The following is a 14,116-nucleotide window of genomic DNA, read 5'->3' on the forward strand; positions in this document are numbered from 1 at the left end:
TTGGATGGTACATGGCTCGTCGTACGCCTTCTCAACTGAATATGCTGCTCGCCGTCGATAAGCCGGTGGGCTGCACGTCCCACGATGTGGTTTCGAAATGCCGGCGCGCCCTCCATGAGCGGCGCGTCGGCCATGCCGGCACGCTCGACCCCATGGCATCGGGTGTCATGGTGGTGGGTGTTGGCCAGGCTACTCGTTTGCTGGGCATGCTAACCCTCGATACCAAAAGCTATGTCGCCGACATTTCGTTTGGCGCCGAGACCAATACCGATGATGCGGAGGGCGAGGCGGTCCGCACGGTGGCTGTTGCCAACGAGCTCCGCGATCCTGCCTATGCCCGTGAGCGCTTGGCCGCTATGCTGGGTCCGCAGATGCAGGTGCCGCCGGCGTTTTCGGCTATCTCGGTCAATGGCGTTCGCGCCTACAAGTCTGCTCGCGAGGGCAATGCGGTGGACCTACCTCCGCGCCCCGTCGAGGTCTATGCCGCCGACCTGATCGCCGTGGGAGGCGAAGGTGATACGTGTGTGTGGACCGTGGCGTTCTCAGTGAGCAAGGGCACCTATATCCGTGCGCTCGCTCGCGACTTGGGCCGCGCCTGTGAGAGCGCCGCGCACATTTCTGCGTTGCGCCGCACGGCCTCCGGTGTTGTTTCCATTGGCGCTTGTCATGCGGTCGAGGAACTATCCCCCGAGTCCGCGGCTGGCTTTGCCCTGGATCCCATTGCGGCCCTGGGCGCCACGCGTGTTGACTTGCCTGGCAATCTTGCCGATGACCTGCTCTGCGGCCGACGCATTTCCGTTGAGCGTGCGCTTGCCGATTTCGATGCCTCGAAGGCGCCGTTTGCGCTGGTGCTCGATGGGGGACTCAAGGCGCTCGCCCGCATTGAAAGTGGCCGCTTTGTCATGGAACACGTGTTTCCGCAGGCTATCGGCGGTGTTCGATGATGCTGGCCGCTCGCGAGCTCGCGCGTATTTTTTTCGCGGGCGAGTCGGAAGAGGCTCGCATCGTTACTGCCGATGCGTTTGATAAGTGTGAGCACCTGGGTGCTGCCTCGATCGCCATTGGCGTGTTCGATGGCGTGCACCGTGGACACCAGGAGCTCATTGCGGCGTTTGTCCGTGATGCCCGTGCCCATGGCTGTAAGGCGGTCGTAGTTACTTTCGATCCCGACCCGGACGTCGTGGTGAGCCCTTCGCCCGCTCAAAAATTGATGACGACGGCCGACCGTCTACATGCCTTGGCTCAGACCGGGGTCGATGCGGTAGTGGCCGTTCCCTTTACGCCTGAGGTTGCGGCACTCGACCATGTCGGTTTTCTCGCACTGTTGTCACGCGTGGTCGACATTCGTTCGATTCGCGTTGGCAGCGACTTTAGGCTGGGTCGCGGCGGCGCTTCAGGCGTTGCCGAGATGCGCGCCTGGGGTGCAGAGCGCGGCGTTGACGTATACGGGCACGACTTGCTTTGCGAGGGCGGTGAGGCCATTTGCGCCACCCGCATTCGTCATGAGCTGGGACAGGGCCATGTGGGGCTTGCTGCTGAGTTACTCGGCCGCCCGTATATGGTGCGCGGCGGTGTTATTCGCGGCCGTCACGAGGGTTCTGGCATGGGCTTTCCCACGGCAAACCTACAGGTTCCCGACGGCATTCAGGTGCCTGCCGATGGCGTGTATGAGGGCCTGGTGCTGGTCAACGACATCGTGTGGCCCGCTGCCGTTAACGTCGGACTGCCGCCGACGTATGCCGACGATGCGGCTTCTGCGCATCTCGAGGCTAATTTAATTGGTTATACGGGCGACCTGTACGGCGCTTCCGTTTCGCTGGCGTTTACGCGCTGGCTGCGTCCGTCGCGCGTGTTCGATTCGCTGGATGAGTTGATCGCGACCGTTGAGGGTAATATCGAAGATATTCGTCACAACTTGGGCGAGCAGGGGGTGAGCGTCCGTGATTAGCGATGAGGAAAAAGACCAGGTACGCGCTGCGTCCGACTTAGTCGCCATCGTGCAGGAAACGGTTGAGCTCAAGTCCCGCGGTCATGAGTTTTGGGGTTGCTGCCCTTTTCATGGCGAAAAGACTCCGTCCTTCCACATTATTCCCGCCACGCAGGTGTGGCATTGCTTTGGCTGCGGCGAGGGTGGCGACGTCTTCACCTATATCATGAAGCGCGAGAACCTGAGCTTTCCCGAGTCAATCCGTTATTTGGCCGATCGCGCGGGTATTGAGCTGCACGACACCGGAGACCGCCGCGAGCGCGGTACCAAGCGTGCCCGCATCTACGATCTGTGCGCCGAGACCGCGCAGTTCTATCACACCATGCTTATGCGCGGTAAGGACGGCCGTCCGCGCGAGTACTTTGCCAGCCGCGGCATGGGTGGCGACGTCTGCCGCCGCTACTGCCTGGGCTTTGCGCCTGGCCGCAACGCGCTGGTGTCGCACCTGTCCCAGGCGGGTTTTACCCCGCAGGAGATGATCGATGCCAACGTTGCCGTGAGCCGCGGGCGCGGGCAGCTTGCCGACCGCTTCTACGACCGCGTGATGTTCCCCATTTTTGACGAGCAGGGTCACAACATTGCCTTTGGTGGTCGCATCATGGGTGACGGCCAACCCAAGTACCTCAATACCGCCGAGACGAGCGTGTTTCATAAAAAGCGAAACCTCTATGGCTTTAACTGGGCCAAGGAGTTTATCGTCGCGCAGGATACGGCCATCGTGGTGGAGGGCTATACCGATTGCATCGCCTGCTGGGAGGCGGGGATCAAAAACGTTGTCGCCACGCTGGGCACCGCGCTCACGGAGCATCACGTCAAGACGCTCACCCGCTTTGCCAAGCGTATCGTGTATATGTTCGATGGCGATGCCGCGGGCCAGAAGGCCGCCCGTCGCGCGATTCAATTTATCGAGCAGGATTCGATGGACCTGCGCTGCGTGGTGCTGCCCGACGGCAACGACCCCATGGAGTTCATCACAGCGCATGGTGGACAGGAGCTTCAGGCGCGCATCGACGCTGCCGAGCCGCTCATGGACTTTGTCTACCGTTCGCTGCAGGAGTCGAGTGACATCACCACGCCGGGCGGTCGTGCCAAGGCGCTGGAAGATGCGCTGACGCTTATCTATCCGCTGCGCGATAGCTATATGATCGACACATACTTTATTCAGATTGCCGATCTGCTGGGTTTGGATCTGGAGACGGTTCGCGCGAGTTCGGGTCGCGTGTTTCGCGATGTCGCCAAGCGCGAGGATGCCGAGCGACGTCGTGAGCAGAACTATGAACGCCAGCGGGCGCAAGCCGAGCGCTCTGGTAGCGCGGGCGGTCGGACGTCTGGTTCGCAGGGGGCATCTCGCGGTGCTTGGGCATCGGGCGCGACGCCGCCGGTGTCCGCGCCGGTCGAAGAAGAGCCGTATGACTACGTCCCGCTCGATGCCTACGGTGCCGCGCCCGTGGAGGTCGTCGACGACCTGCCGCCGATCGATGTGCCTGATGGTATGGGTGCTGTGCCTGTGACTGATGGTTCGGGCGCTCCGGCTGCGGCGGCGCCGATGGTTCTTACTGATCTTGAGCGCAAGTCCTTGGCAGGGGAGCGCGAGCTGTTGACGATGCTTACGAGCTACCCCGACCTGTTCCGCACGTATGCCGACCGCATCTGCTCCATCGAGTGGGTTGACCCACGTCACGAGTCTATCGCATGGGCCGTGCTGGCAACGCCGCCGGGAACCGATCCGGCAGCCTGCATGGATGCGGCGCGCTCGGTGTGTCCCGAGGCGGCAACGCTTGTGAGTGCCGGGCGCATCTCGGCGACGAGCAAGCACCCCACCGAGACGAATATCGTTTTTATGCTCGATACGCTCGAGCTCTACACCATCAAGCGGCGCATGCGTGCCGCACAGGCCAAGCTGCGCCAGGACCGTTCGCTCGACGATGAGGCCCGTCGCGCGCTGACCGTGCAGGCCGCGCAGGATTCGCAGCGTCAACGTGAACTGCAAAAGTCGATCGGCGGCGTGGCGGACCCGTTCCGTTTGATTGGTCTGGAGGCCGCAGGCACCGAACAGGCCTAGATGTTGTGGTCAACCAGCGTATTCTCGCCTATATCCAGTCCTCTTTTTGGGTATAGACGTCTATGTGTGTGCTAAAGTATTGAGTCCTGTGGACTATGAAGGGAGAATCTGTGCCAAAAAAGACTGAGAGCACGGGTACTGGGCTGGAATCCTACGTTGCAAAGCTCATGGGCAACGGCTCAAACAGGACTTCGGTAACCGAGGACGAGATTCAGGTCGCCCTGAAGGATATCGATGTTTCTGACGAGCAGCTCACCGCGGTGTATTCCGCGCTGCGCAACAGCGGCATCCAGATTATCTCCGCGAGCGGTAACGACGACGCCCCCATGGACGTCGACGATGACGATAACGATACCGATACCGACGATTTCGATGACGACGACGAGCACGATTCCGGCTCGCTCGACGATCATGAGCTCAAGATGGCCCGTCAGGCCGACGCCGAGATGGGTTCTTCCAAGAGCAAGAAGAAGCGCACCGTGCGCACGTCCCGTTCACGCTCGCGCGTGCGTGGCATCGATGCCTCCACGGTGATGCTGACCGGCGATCCGGTTCGTATGTACCTCAAGGAGATCGGCAAGGTCGACCTGCTAACCGCCTCCGAAGAGGTCGATCTGGCCATGAAGATCGAGGCCGGTCTCGAGGCCACCGAGAAGCTCGAGGCTGCCGATGCCGGTGAGCTCGAGCTCACGCGTGCCGAGATGCGTCGTCTTACGCGCATTGAGAACGTGGGCCTCGAAGCCAAGCAGGCACTCATCAGCGCCAACCTGCGTCTGGTAGTCTCCATCGCCAAGCGCTACGTCGGCCGCGGTATGCTGTTCCTGGACCTGATCCAGGAGGGCAACCTCGGTCTGATCCGCGCCGTCGAGAAGTTCGACTACCAGAAGGGCTTCAAGTTCTCCACGTATGCCACGTGGTGGATCCGTCAGGCCATCACGCGCGCTATCGCCGACCAGGCCCGTACCATCCGTATTCCCGTGCATATGGTCGAGACTATCAACAAGCTCGTCCGCGTGCAGCGCCAGCTCCTTCAGGACCTGGGCCGCGACCCGACCCCCGAGGAGATCGGTGCCGAGATGGACATGAGCGCCGACCGTGTCCGCGAGATCCAGAAGATCTCGCAGGAGCCCGTGTCGCTCGAGACCCCCATCGGCGAGGAAGAGGATTCCCAGCTGGGCGACTTCATCGAGGACTCCCAGGCCATCGTTCCGCCCGATGCCGCCAGCTTCTCCATGCTTCAGGAGCAGCTCACCCAGGTGCTCGACTCGCTTGCCGATCGCGAGCGCAAGGTTATCGAGCTACGCTTTGGCCTTGTCGACGGGCATCCCCGCACGCTCGAGGAAGTCGGCCGCGAGTTTGGCGTCACGCGCGAGCGCATCCGCCAGATCGAGTCCAAGACCCTGGCCAAGCTCCGTCACCCGAGCCGTTCGAGTAAGCTCAAGGACTACATCGAGTCTTAGTAGTTACGGCGTTTTACAAAACGCCGTAACTGGCCGACGCTGCGCGGACACCAGAGCGACAACTTGTCATTCAAAGAGGACGGCATGGCCAGAAGGTCTATGCCGTCCTCTTTTCATGCCAATTTGTTCGCTCTGGTGCCCGCTCGCTGGCATTGTCAAAACATCGGCGTTTCCGTTGCCGGTGCCGGCAGTTAGCCCGTCCCCAAGGGATCAAGGCGAGAAAATTTCTTAAAAAAGTTCTTGCCCTTCGCCCAATCGTCCGTATAATAAATTTCGTTGCTTGAGAGCACGCACCTATTCCTCGGTAGCTCAATGGTAGAGCACGCGGCTGTTAACCGCGCTGTTGTAGGTTCGAGTCCTACCCGGGGAGCCAGAATTTCTCGGCCCATTCCGCTGGGCTTTTTAATTCCTCGGTAGCTCAATGGTAGAGCACGCGGCTGTTAACCGCGCTGTTGTAGGTTCGAGTCCTACCCGGGGAGCCAGGTTGTAAAACCCGTCGCTTATGCGGCGGGTTTTTTCATGCCGCGACCACTTGACTCGAACGTTGCCATATCAACATTTCGTGTCGAGGATGTAATCCCACGACCCACCACCTCAACATGGCGCGGTCGTTGTAGAATATTGCAATGATTGCTCCCACGACATGGTGCCGTGAGCACCAGATAAGGAGATTCTTGTGTCTGAGACCATCAACGGCAGCCTGAGCGTCTCGAACGACGTTATTGCCGATATTGCCGGTTATGCCGCGATGACGTGCTATGGCGTCGTCGGTATGGCTGAGCAGCTCCAGGGCGCCGAGAGCGTGCGCCTGCTTGCCGGTCAGCGCCTCCGCAAGGGCGTGCTTGTCTCCGCCGACGAGAACGGCCTTACGGTCGATCTTCACGTCGTGCTCGAGAACGGCGTCAACATGAAGTCCGTCTGCCACAATCTTTCGAGCTCCGTTGCCTTCACCCTGCAGGAGATCGCCCAGATCGATCCCGCCAGCCTTAAGATCGGCATTCACATCGACGCGCTCAAGAGCCGTCTGAACTAGCATCCGAAAACGGAGATTCAAATACCCATGATTGCAAAGACCATTCGCACCTGTTTTCCGATCGCTGCGGCTGCTGTTTCCGACAAGGCCGAGGAGATCAACAAGCTCAATGTCTTCCCCGTACCCGACGGCGACACCGGTACCAACATGTCGCTCACGCTCGCCTCGGTGACCAAGGAGCTCTCCGCTCTTCCCGCCGACGCTGACATGGAGGCCATCGCCGGCGCCATCACCCACGGCTCCCTGATGGGCGCCCGCGGCAACTCCGGTGTCATCACCTCGCAGATCCTGCGCGGTGTGGCCGAGGGCCTTGTCTCTGCCGACGAGCCCATTACGTCCGCCAACATTGCCTATGCGTTCCGCCGAGCCGTCAAGGTCGCCTTCCAGGCCGTCCGTAAGCCCATCGAGGGCACGATCCTCACGGTGCTGCGCGATGTCTCGACCAAGGCCGACGAGTGCGAGAAGAAGAAGTTCTCGGCCGAGGACGCGCTCGACGCTATCGTCGTCGAGGCATATCAGTCTGTCGCTCGCACGCCCGACCTTCTGCCCGTTCTGAAGGAGAACGGCGTGGTCGACTCCGGCGCCTTTGGCTTTGCCATCTTCCTGGAGAACTTTGTTGCCGCCGCGCTTGGCCGCAGCACCGTTGTCGAGGATTTCTCCGCCACGTTTGATTCCGCCGGCTCTGCCCGTGATGCCGCTCTTGGCCGCGTTGAGATCGAGGCTAACGACGACTGGGAGGGCTCGGAATTCCGTTACTGCAATGAGTTCCTGTTTAAGGCCGACGCCCCGTTTGACGAGGACGAGTGCCTTAAGTTCCTGGGTTCCATGGGCGACTGTGAGCTGCTCGTGGGCGCATATCCCGACTACAAGATCCACGTGCACTCCAACACCCCGAACCTGGTGCTCGAGCACATGCTGCAGCTTGGCCAGATCTACGAGGTCTTTATCCACAACATGGAGATGGAGGCCCACGACCGTACCGCCAAGATCCACGAGGACCAGGAGAAGGCCGCCGAGCCCGCGAAGGCCCTGGGCTTTGTCGCCGTTGCCGCCGGTTCCGGCGAGGCAGACATCCTCAAGTCCCTCGGCGTTGACGTGATCGTGTCCGGTGGCCAGACCATGAATCCCTCGACTGCAGACCTGCTGGGCGCCGTCGACCAGGTCAACGCGACCTCGGTCATCATTCTGCCCAACAACGGCAACATCCGCATGGCCGCCGAGGCCGCTGCCTCTGCCTGCACCGACAAGAAGGTCGCCGTCGTTCCCACCAAGACCGTTCCGCAGGCCTTCTCCGCGCTGTTCGCGGTCCTGCCCGATTCCGAGCTCGAGGATGCCGTCGCCGCTATGGTCGACGCCATCAGTGAGGTTCGTGATGGCGAGGTCACCCGTGCCGTGCGCGATTCCAGTGCCTCCGACGGCTCGCCGATTCACTCCGGTGACGTCATGGGCATCATCGCCGGCTCCATCGATGTGGTCGGCTCCGACGTGAAGCAGGTCACGCTCGACTGCATCAACCGTATGCAGGAGGAAGAGGAGGGTGACGCGCTGACGATTCTGGCAGGCGAGGAACTGTCCGATGAGGCCTTCCAGGAGATTGTCGACGCCATTGAGGAGGCTCAGCCCGATCTGGAGATTGACGCCCATCGTGGCGAGCAGCCGCTCTATCCCGTTATCTTCTCGATCGAGTAGGCAACTGCCCATGTCCGAGCTGTGCTCCGTGCCGCGCGTCTCGGAGCGCTTTGCCCAGAGCAATGCGCTCGACGAGGATATCGCGCGACTCAAATATGTTTCGGGTAAACGTGAGGAGGCCCTTCGCCGTCTGGGTATTCGGACGGTGGGGGACCTCCTTCTCCATATCCCTCATCGATACCTCGACTTTACGCGCTCCTGGTCCATCGAGATGGCGCCCATTGGTACCGTGTGCACCATCATCGCCACGGTCGACCGTATCGTTCAAAAGAAGCCGCGTCCGCGCATGCAGGTGACCGAGGTCTCACTCGTTGATGAGACGGGCGTGCTGCAGGTCGCCTTTTTCCGTCAGCCTTGGATTGCCCAGCAGCTTAAGCAGGGCGACCGCCTGGCCGTGATGGGCAAGGTTGAGTTTGCCTACGGTTTTAAGCAGATGGCCTCGCCGCACTTTGAAAAGCTCGAGGACGGGCGCGCCGCCGGCACCATTTTGCCGGTTCACTACGTAAGTGACGGCGTGAGTCAGGCATGGATGCGCCGTATCGTGAGCGGTGCGCTCGAAGTGGCTGCTAATCCGTTCGATCCCATTCCCGCGCCGCTGCGCGCAAAGCGGAAGCTCATGAGCAATGCCCGTGCGCTGCGCTCGATCCACTTTCCCTCGAGCATGGCCGAGCGCGATATCGCGCGCGCACGGCTTGCCTACGAGGAGTGTCTCTGCTTGCAGCTCGCACTGCGTCTGCGCAACGATGGCGGTATGGTCGACGTGGTGCCTTATGCGCATGCCGCGGGCGAGCACCTGGCCGCGCTTAAGCAGGCTCTGCCGTTTTCGCTGAGCGACGAGCAGGACGCCGCGTTCCAAGATATCCTGCGCGATATGTGCGATGGCGGGCGCGTGATGAACCGCCTGCTGCTGGGCGATGTCGGTACCGGCAAGACCGCTGTTGCCGCCTGCGCGCTGGCTGTGGCTGCCGATAGCGGCACGCAGGCCTGCGTTATGGCGCCCACGGGCGTGCTGGCGCGTCAATATGCCGATAAGACCGGCCCTCTGCTCTCGCAGGCCGGCATGTCTTGGGCGCTTCTGACGGGTGCCACGCCGGCCGCAGAGCGCGAGCGCATCCATGCCCAGCTGGAATCGGGAGAGCTCGATGTCCTCTTTGGCACCCACGCGGTGCTTTCGGATAACGTTGCGTTCAAGCATCTGTCGCTCGTGGTCATCGATGAGCAGCACCGGTTTGGCGTCGGTCAACGCAACGCCCTGCGTGCGAAGGGCCCTGGTGCCGATCTGCTCGTTATGACGGCAACGCCCATCCCACGTACGCTGGCACTTTCGGTCTACGGCGATCTGGACACGAGCATCATCCGCCATCGGCCCGTCCCTGGCGCTGGCGTGACGACATGCGTCCTTACCGAGTCGAGCCGCGACCTTGCCTATGGCGCCATCCGCGAGGCGCATGAAAAGGGTCAGCAGGCCTACGTGATTTGCCCGCTCGTGGAGCCGAGCGACTCGGCCGATGAGCTGGAGGACGTGCCCGGTATCGCCCGCGACGGCGAGGGCCGCGTGACGGTCCCCGTGCCGCTGCACGATACGGCGACCGAGCTCGATCGCCTGCGTCTGGCGTTGCCGGGTCTTGCCATCGAGCGCCTTCACGGCCGCATGCCAGCGGGGGAGAAGGACCAGGTTATCGATGCCTTCAAGCGCGGCGAGATCGACGTGCTCGTCTCGACTACGGTGGTCGAGGTGGGCGTCGACGTGCCCAACGCCACCGTCATGGTCATCGAGAACGGTGAGCGCTTTGGCTTGGCGGCCCTGCACCAGCTGCGCGGCCGCGTGGGCCGCGGCAGCGTGTCGGGCACCTGCCTGGTCATGACGCACTCCAAGGGCAACGGCGGCGCTTCGGCGGCGCAAGACCGTCTCCAGTCGCTCGAAAAGACCTCGGACGGCTTTACGCTCGCCCAGATGGACCTGCGTCTGCGCCACGAGGGCGAAATTCTGGGGTACCGCCAGCATGGCGGTGTGACCCTGCGCTTTGTCGACCTGGATGCCGACGAGGAGCTGATCGAGTGGGCCCATTTGGACGCGGTCGAGCTCTTGCGGTATGCTTGCACCCTTGACTCCGTGGCGACGCGCCCCCTGCGCGATGCGGTCGCCATGCGATATCGACACATTTTTAAGGAGGTCAGCGGAGGATGAGAATCATCGGCGGCGAATGGCGCGGTCGTAAGATCGAGGAGCCCCGTGGTCGCGATGTCACCCGCCCCACGACCGATCGCGTGCGCGAGGCATGCGCATCTATGGTCATGTCGGCATTTGACTTCGATCTGGACGAGGTCCGCATGCTGGACGCCTTTGGCGGCTCCGGTGCCTTAGGGTTAGAGATGCTCTCACGTGGTGCCCGCTCACTCACGACGTTCGAGATCGATCGGAATGCCGCGCGGCTCATTACCAAGAATATCGAGTCGCTCTGCCGTGACCGTGCGCGTTGGCGCGTGGTAACGGGCGACATGCTGGCGAGCGCCTCGCGCGGTCGTGTGCCGGGCGGCCCCTTTGATCTGGTCCTGCTCGACCCGCCCTATGCTTTTGGTGCCGAGCCGGTCGAGGAACTGCTGCAGAACCTGGCTCAGCAGGGTCTGCTTGCACCTGGCGCTTATGCCCTGTTTGAGCATGCCGCCGCCGATGCGGGCGCGCATCCGGCAGGCTTTGAGATCGTGCGCGAGAAGCGCTACGGCATTACCTCGGTCGACCTGCTTCGTTGGGTCGGCAACGGCGAGGATGATGGTATCGATAGCGACGCACCCACGGAGGACGCCCATGAATGACACCATTAACCGCGTAATCGTCCCGGGCACCTTCGATCCCATCACCTTTGGCCATATCGACGTGATCCGCCGAGCCCGCCGCATCTTTCCCAGCGTGATCGTCGCCGTTGCCGAGTCGCAGGGAAAAAACGGCGTGGGCACCACCTTTATGCTCGACGAGCGCGTGGCGCTGGCCCGTGAGGCCCTCGGCGATTTGGACGGCGTCGAGGTACTGCCTTTCACCGGTCTCTTGGTCGATTTTGCCCGCGAACAGGGAGCAGGAGCCGTGGTCAAGGGTCTGCGCGCCATGACCGACTTTGAATATGAGCTGCAGCAGGCCGACCTCAACTATCGCCTGGATAGCGAGCTGGAGTCCATCTTTGTCATGAGTGCGCCGCAGTACGGCTATATCTCGAGCTCGGTCGTTCGCCAGATCGCCTCACTCGGCAGCGATGTATCGACGTTTGTCCCGCCCAACGTGGTCGAAGCGCTCAGACACCGCTTTTCGTGACGTTTTTTATTGCCTGGTGGCATGTGGTAAACTAGCACGATGATATGTTACCTATGAAAGGAGACCGGATGCCGGGCGAGAATTTTCCTGGCGATAGGATCGTCAGCTTGGTCGATGAGCTCGAAGGGCTGATCGAGGAAGCCAAGCCGCCTTTCGGCAAGAACGCTCAGTTCAAGGTCATCGACGCCGACGTGTTCTTCAACATTCTCGACGAGATCCGCATGAGCTATCCCGAGGAGTGGCAGAAGTCCCGCCGTATCCTTAAGGAGCGCGAGGAGCTTATGGCTTCCGCCGCCGCTCAGGCCGATTCCATCATCGCCGACGCTCAGCAGCAGGCCCTCACCATTGCCGGTGAGCAGGAGATCGTCCGCTTGGCACAGCAGCAGGCCGACGACATCCGCGATCGTGCCCAGCAGTACGAGCGCGAGACGCGTTATGCTGCCGAGGACTACGCAGAGCAGGTCTTTACGCACCTGGAGGAGAACCTCAAGAGCCTGACCGGCACCGTTACCCGTTGCCGTCAGCAGCTCAACGAGGGTGCCGCCCAACAGAATGGTCAGTGGTAATGGCTGAGTTCCCGAGCGTTACCGTCGATCTTTCTGAGCAGCTCGAGTTTCCTGGTGATTCGTATCCGCTGACCGGCAAGGTCGATGTTGCCGCCTACACGGTGGGCGAGAAGGAGTACCAGCTACAGGACGGCATCGACTACGACGTTGTCTTTACCAATGCCGGTACCGGTGTCTTGCTCACGGGCATGGTCCGCGCGCACGCCACCGGCGAGTGCGACCGTTGCCTGGAGCCTGCCTCGTTTGATATCGCCGGCGAGATCGAGGAGTTCTACCTCTTTGAGGAGCCCGAGGATCCCGAGGCCTACGAGGACGGCTACGAGCTCCTGGGTGAGGACCGCATCGTCGATCTGGGTGAGCCCATCAACGACGCGGTCGTCATGGACACGCCGTTTGTCGTTCTGTGCAAGCCCGATTGCCGCGGCCTGTGCCCCACTTGCGGTTGCAATCTCAACGTCGAGCAATGCGATTGCGCCGCCCAGGCAGAGGCAGAATGGGCCGCTGCCACGGAAAATCCATTTGCAGCATTGAAGAATCTCAAGCTCGATGAGTAAAACTGTGGTAGTATCGCTACTTGAGCGTAATCGCCACACTGGATAGTTCATAAGGAAGGTCACTATGCCCGTACCTAAACAAAAGCAGGGTCGTATCCGCACTCACACCCGTCGTTCCGCCAACATGAAGATCTCGGCTGCGGCTCAGTCCACGTGCCCCCGTTGCGGCGCTGTCAAGCTTCCGCACCACGTGTGCCCCAGCTGCGGTTTCTACAAGGACCGCGAGGTTATCGTTACCGAGTAACGGTATACTCTGGATGCGATGCCGTTCCAAATGGAACCACAATGGCCGGCTCAATGAGTCGGCCATTTTTGTATAAGGAGTATGTATATGAGTAGCGTTCGCGTTTGTGTAGACGTTGTGGGCGGAGACGAGAAACCTCAGGTTGTTCTCGATGGTATCGAGGCTGCACTTGCCGCCGATTCCGATATCGAGGTCTTGGCAGCTGGCCCCGCTGAAATCGTTAATCCCTTTGCTGCTTCCCATGCACGTGTTGAGGCCCTTGAGGCACCCGACGTTATCGCCATGGATGACGATCCCATTCGCGCCGTGATGACCAAGCGTAAATCGTCGATCGTGTTGTCGTGCCGCGCCATCAAGAAGGGAAATGCGGACGCGTTCTTCTCTGCCGGCTCGACCGGTGCCATGACTGCTGCTGCCACCGCCTATGTGACGCCGTTTAGGTATCAGGCCGAAGGCAAGAAGCAGCCGGTACGTCCCTGTCTGACCAATGCGCTACCCAATCGCGCCGGCGGTCTGACGGTGCTGTGCGATATGGGCGCCAACCCCGATGTCGAGGTGGACGATATGGTGCGCTTTGCGCAGATGGGCAGCGCCTATGCCCGCGTCGTCTTGGGCGTTGACCATCCTCGCGTAGGTCTGCTCGCCAATGGCACCGAGGACGAGAAGGGCTCCAACTTTACCAAGGCCTGCTTCCCGGCCATGAAAGCCGCCGTTCCCGGCTTTGTTGGTAACTGCGAGGGAACGGACATCACCTCGGGTAACTTCGATGTCGTTGTTGCCGACGGCATGTCGGGCAATATCGCTCTCAAGGCTACCGAGGGCGCTGCCAAGTTTTTGCTACAGGAGCTCAAGGGCGCCTTTATGGCCTCGCTCGGCACCAAGATCGCCGCGCTGCTCATCAAAAAGCAGATGCGCGAGATTAAGACCAAGCTGTCTGGTGATGCCAAGGGCGGCGCGATTCTTTTGGGCCTGCGTGGCGTGGTCCTGATCGGTCACGGTGCCACCTCGGTCGAGGCCGTCAAAAACGGTACGCTCGCGGCGGCTGAAGCCGTGCGCGCCGGGCTGGTCGAGAATGTCGCCAACTCTATGGACGGTATCGTTTTATAAGAGCGAGTTAGAGCGCTGTTATGCGCCTCGGGGCGTGCGTCGTGGGGTAGAATCAGAACCGTGTCTTGGTACCGCCCGGGCGGTACCATTCTTTTGGTATTCATGCACTA

The 14,116-nt window shown here is 61.3% G+C and carries 13 protein-coding genes and 2 tRNA genes; all 15 read left to right on the forward strand.

All coding sequences use genetic code 11. The annotated features are described in order from the left end of the window. Positions 1–11: 11 nt before the first annotated feature. A complete protein-coding gene (gene truB, locus DW211_RS04060) occupies positions 12–944 on the forward strand; it encodes a tRNA pseudouridine(55) synthase TruB (RefSeq protein WP_118259381.1) in 933 nt (310 codons plus the stop codon). Then, positions 941–1,948 (forward strand): riboflavin biosynthesis protein RibF, encoded by a 1,008-nt coding sequence (gene ribF, locus DW211_RS04065; protein WP_233540939.1) that lies wholly within the window; start codon positions 941–943, stop codon positions 1,946–1,948. The genes truB and ribF overlap by 4 nt, the downstream gene beginning before the upstream one ends. Continuing rightward, on the forward strand, positions 1,941–4,049 hold the full coding sequence (gene dnaG / locus DW211_RS04070; RefSeq protein WP_118259383.1) for a DNA primase: 2,109 nt from the start codon (positions 1,941–1,943) through the stop codon (positions 4,047–4,049). Before ribF ends, dnaG begins: the two co-directional genes overlap by 8 nt. Before the next feature lie 110 nt (positions 4,050–4,159). Then, positions 4,160–5,509, forward strand: coding sequence for an RNA polymerase sigma factor RpoD (gene rpoD / locus DW211_RS04075; protein ID WP_055286388.1), 1,350 nt, complete (start codon positions 4,160–4,162; stop codon positions 5,507–5,509). Between the two features lie 298 nt (positions 5,510–5,807). Further along, a tRNA-Asn gene (locus DW211_RS04080) sits at positions 5,808–5,882 on the forward strand. 34 nt (positions 5,883–5,916) lie between these two features. After that, positions 5,917–5,991, forward strand: a tRNA-Asn gene (locus tag DW211_RS04085). A 194-nt stretch (positions 5,992–6,185) separates the two neighbouring features. Beyond that, a complete protein-coding gene (locus tag DW211_RS04090; RefSeq protein ID WP_022093773.1) occupies positions 6,186–6,542 on the forward strand; it encodes an Asp23/Gls24 family envelope stress response protein in 357 nt (118 codons plus the stop codon). A gap of 27 nt (positions 6,543–6,569) precedes the next feature. Beyond that, complete coding sequence (locus DW211_RS04095; protein ID WP_117765715.1) at positions 6,570–8,231, forward strand: DAK2 domain-containing protein; 1,662 nt, start codon at positions 6,570–6,572, stop codon at positions 8,229–8,231. A gap of 10 nt (positions 8,232–8,241) precedes the next feature. After that, on the forward strand, positions 8,242–10,419 hold the full coding sequence (gene recG, locus DW211_RS04100; protein WP_118259385.1) for an ATP-dependent DNA helicase RecG: 2,178 nt from the start codon (positions 8,242–8,244) through the stop codon (positions 10,417–10,419). Beyond that, complete coding sequence (gene rsmD / locus DW211_RS04105) at positions 10,416–11,045, forward strand: 16S rRNA (guanine(966)-N(2))-methyltransferase RsmD (protein ID WP_118259387.1); 630 nt, start codon at positions 10,416–10,418, stop codon at positions 11,043–11,045. Before recG ends, rsmD begins: the two co-directional genes overlap by 4 nt. After that, on the forward strand, positions 11,038–11,535 hold the full coding sequence (gene coaD, locus DW211_RS04110) for a pantetheine-phosphate adenylyltransferase (protein ID WP_118259389.1): 498 nt from the start codon (positions 11,038–11,040) through the stop codon (positions 11,533–11,535). The genes rsmD and coaD overlap by 8 nt, the downstream gene beginning before the upstream one ends. 68 nt (positions 11,536–11,603) lie before the next feature. Further along, positions 11,604–12,101: an ATPase gene (locus tag DW211_RS04115; protein WP_040358176.1), complete on the forward strand. Its 498-nt coding sequence runs from the start codon at positions 11,604–11,606 to the stop codon at positions 12,099–12,101. Further along, positions 12,101–12,655, forward strand: a complete 555-nt coding sequence (locus DW211_RS04120; RefSeq protein WP_118259391.1) for a DUF177 domain-containing protein — start codon at positions 12,101–12,103, stop codon at positions 12,653–12,655. The genes DW211_RS04115 and DW211_RS04120 overlap by 1 nt, the downstream gene beginning before the upstream one ends. A 64-nt stretch (positions 12,656–12,719) precedes the next feature. Continuing rightward, positions 12,720–12,899 (forward strand): 50S ribosomal protein L32, encoded by a 180-nt coding sequence (rpmF, locus tag DW211_RS04125; RefSeq protein ID WP_022094017.1) that lies wholly within the window; start codon positions 12,720–12,722, stop codon positions 12,897–12,899. Between the two features lie 87 nt (positions 12,900–12,986). Next, positions 12,987–14,006 carry a phosphate acyltransferase PlsX gene (plsX, locus tag DW211_RS04130; RefSeq protein ID WP_118259393.1) on the forward strand — a complete coding sequence of 340 codons (1,020 nt, stop codon included), beginning with the start codon at positions 12,987–12,989 and terminating at the stop codon, positions 14,004–14,006. The last annotated feature ends 110 nt before the right edge of the window (positions 14,007–14,116 follow it).

This window comes from Collinsella sp. AM18-10 (genome assembly GCF_003471585.1).
Taxonomy (GTDB): Bacteria; Actinomycetota; Coriobacteriia; order Coriobacteriales; family Coriobacteriaceae; genus Collinsella.

Coding starts and splice junctions, on each gene's coding strand:
- truB (WP_118259381.1), top strand. CDS start 12: ATGGCTCGTCGTACGCCTTCTCAACTGAATATGCTGCTCGCCGTCGAT.
- ribF (WP_233540939.1), top strand. CDS start 941: ATGATGCTGGCCGCTCGCGAGCTCGCGCGTATTTTTTTCGCGGGCGAG.
- DW211_RS04095 (WP_117765715.1), top strand. CDS start 6,570: ATGATTGCAAAGACCATTCGCACCTGTTTTCCGATCGCTGCGGCTGCT.
- recG (WP_118259385.1), top strand. CDS start 8,242: ATGTCCGAGCTGTGCTCCGTGCCGCGCGTCTCGGAGCGCTTTGCCCAG.
- rsmD (WP_118259387.1), top strand. CDS start 10,416: ATGAGAATCATCGGCGGCGAATGGCGCGGTCGTAAGATCGAGGAGCCC.
- coaD (WP_118259389.1), top strand. CDS start 11,038: ATGAATGACACCATTAACCGCGTAATCGTCCCGGGCACCTTCGATCCC.
- DW211_RS04115 (WP_040358176.1), top strand. CDS start 11,604: ATGCCGGGCGAGAATTTTCCTGGCGATAGGATCGTCAGCTTGGTCGAT.
- DW211_RS04120 (WP_118259391.1), top strand. CDS start 12,101: ATGGCTGAGTTCCCGAGCGTTACCGTCGATCTTTCTGAGCAGCTCGAG.
- rpmF (WP_022094017.1), top strand. CDS start 12,720: ATGCCCGTACCTAAACAAAAGCAGGGTCGTATCCGCACTCACACCCGT.
- plsX (WP_118259393.1), top strand. CDS start 12,987: ATGAGTAGCGTTCGCGTTTGTGTAGACGTTGTGGGCGGAGACGAGAAA.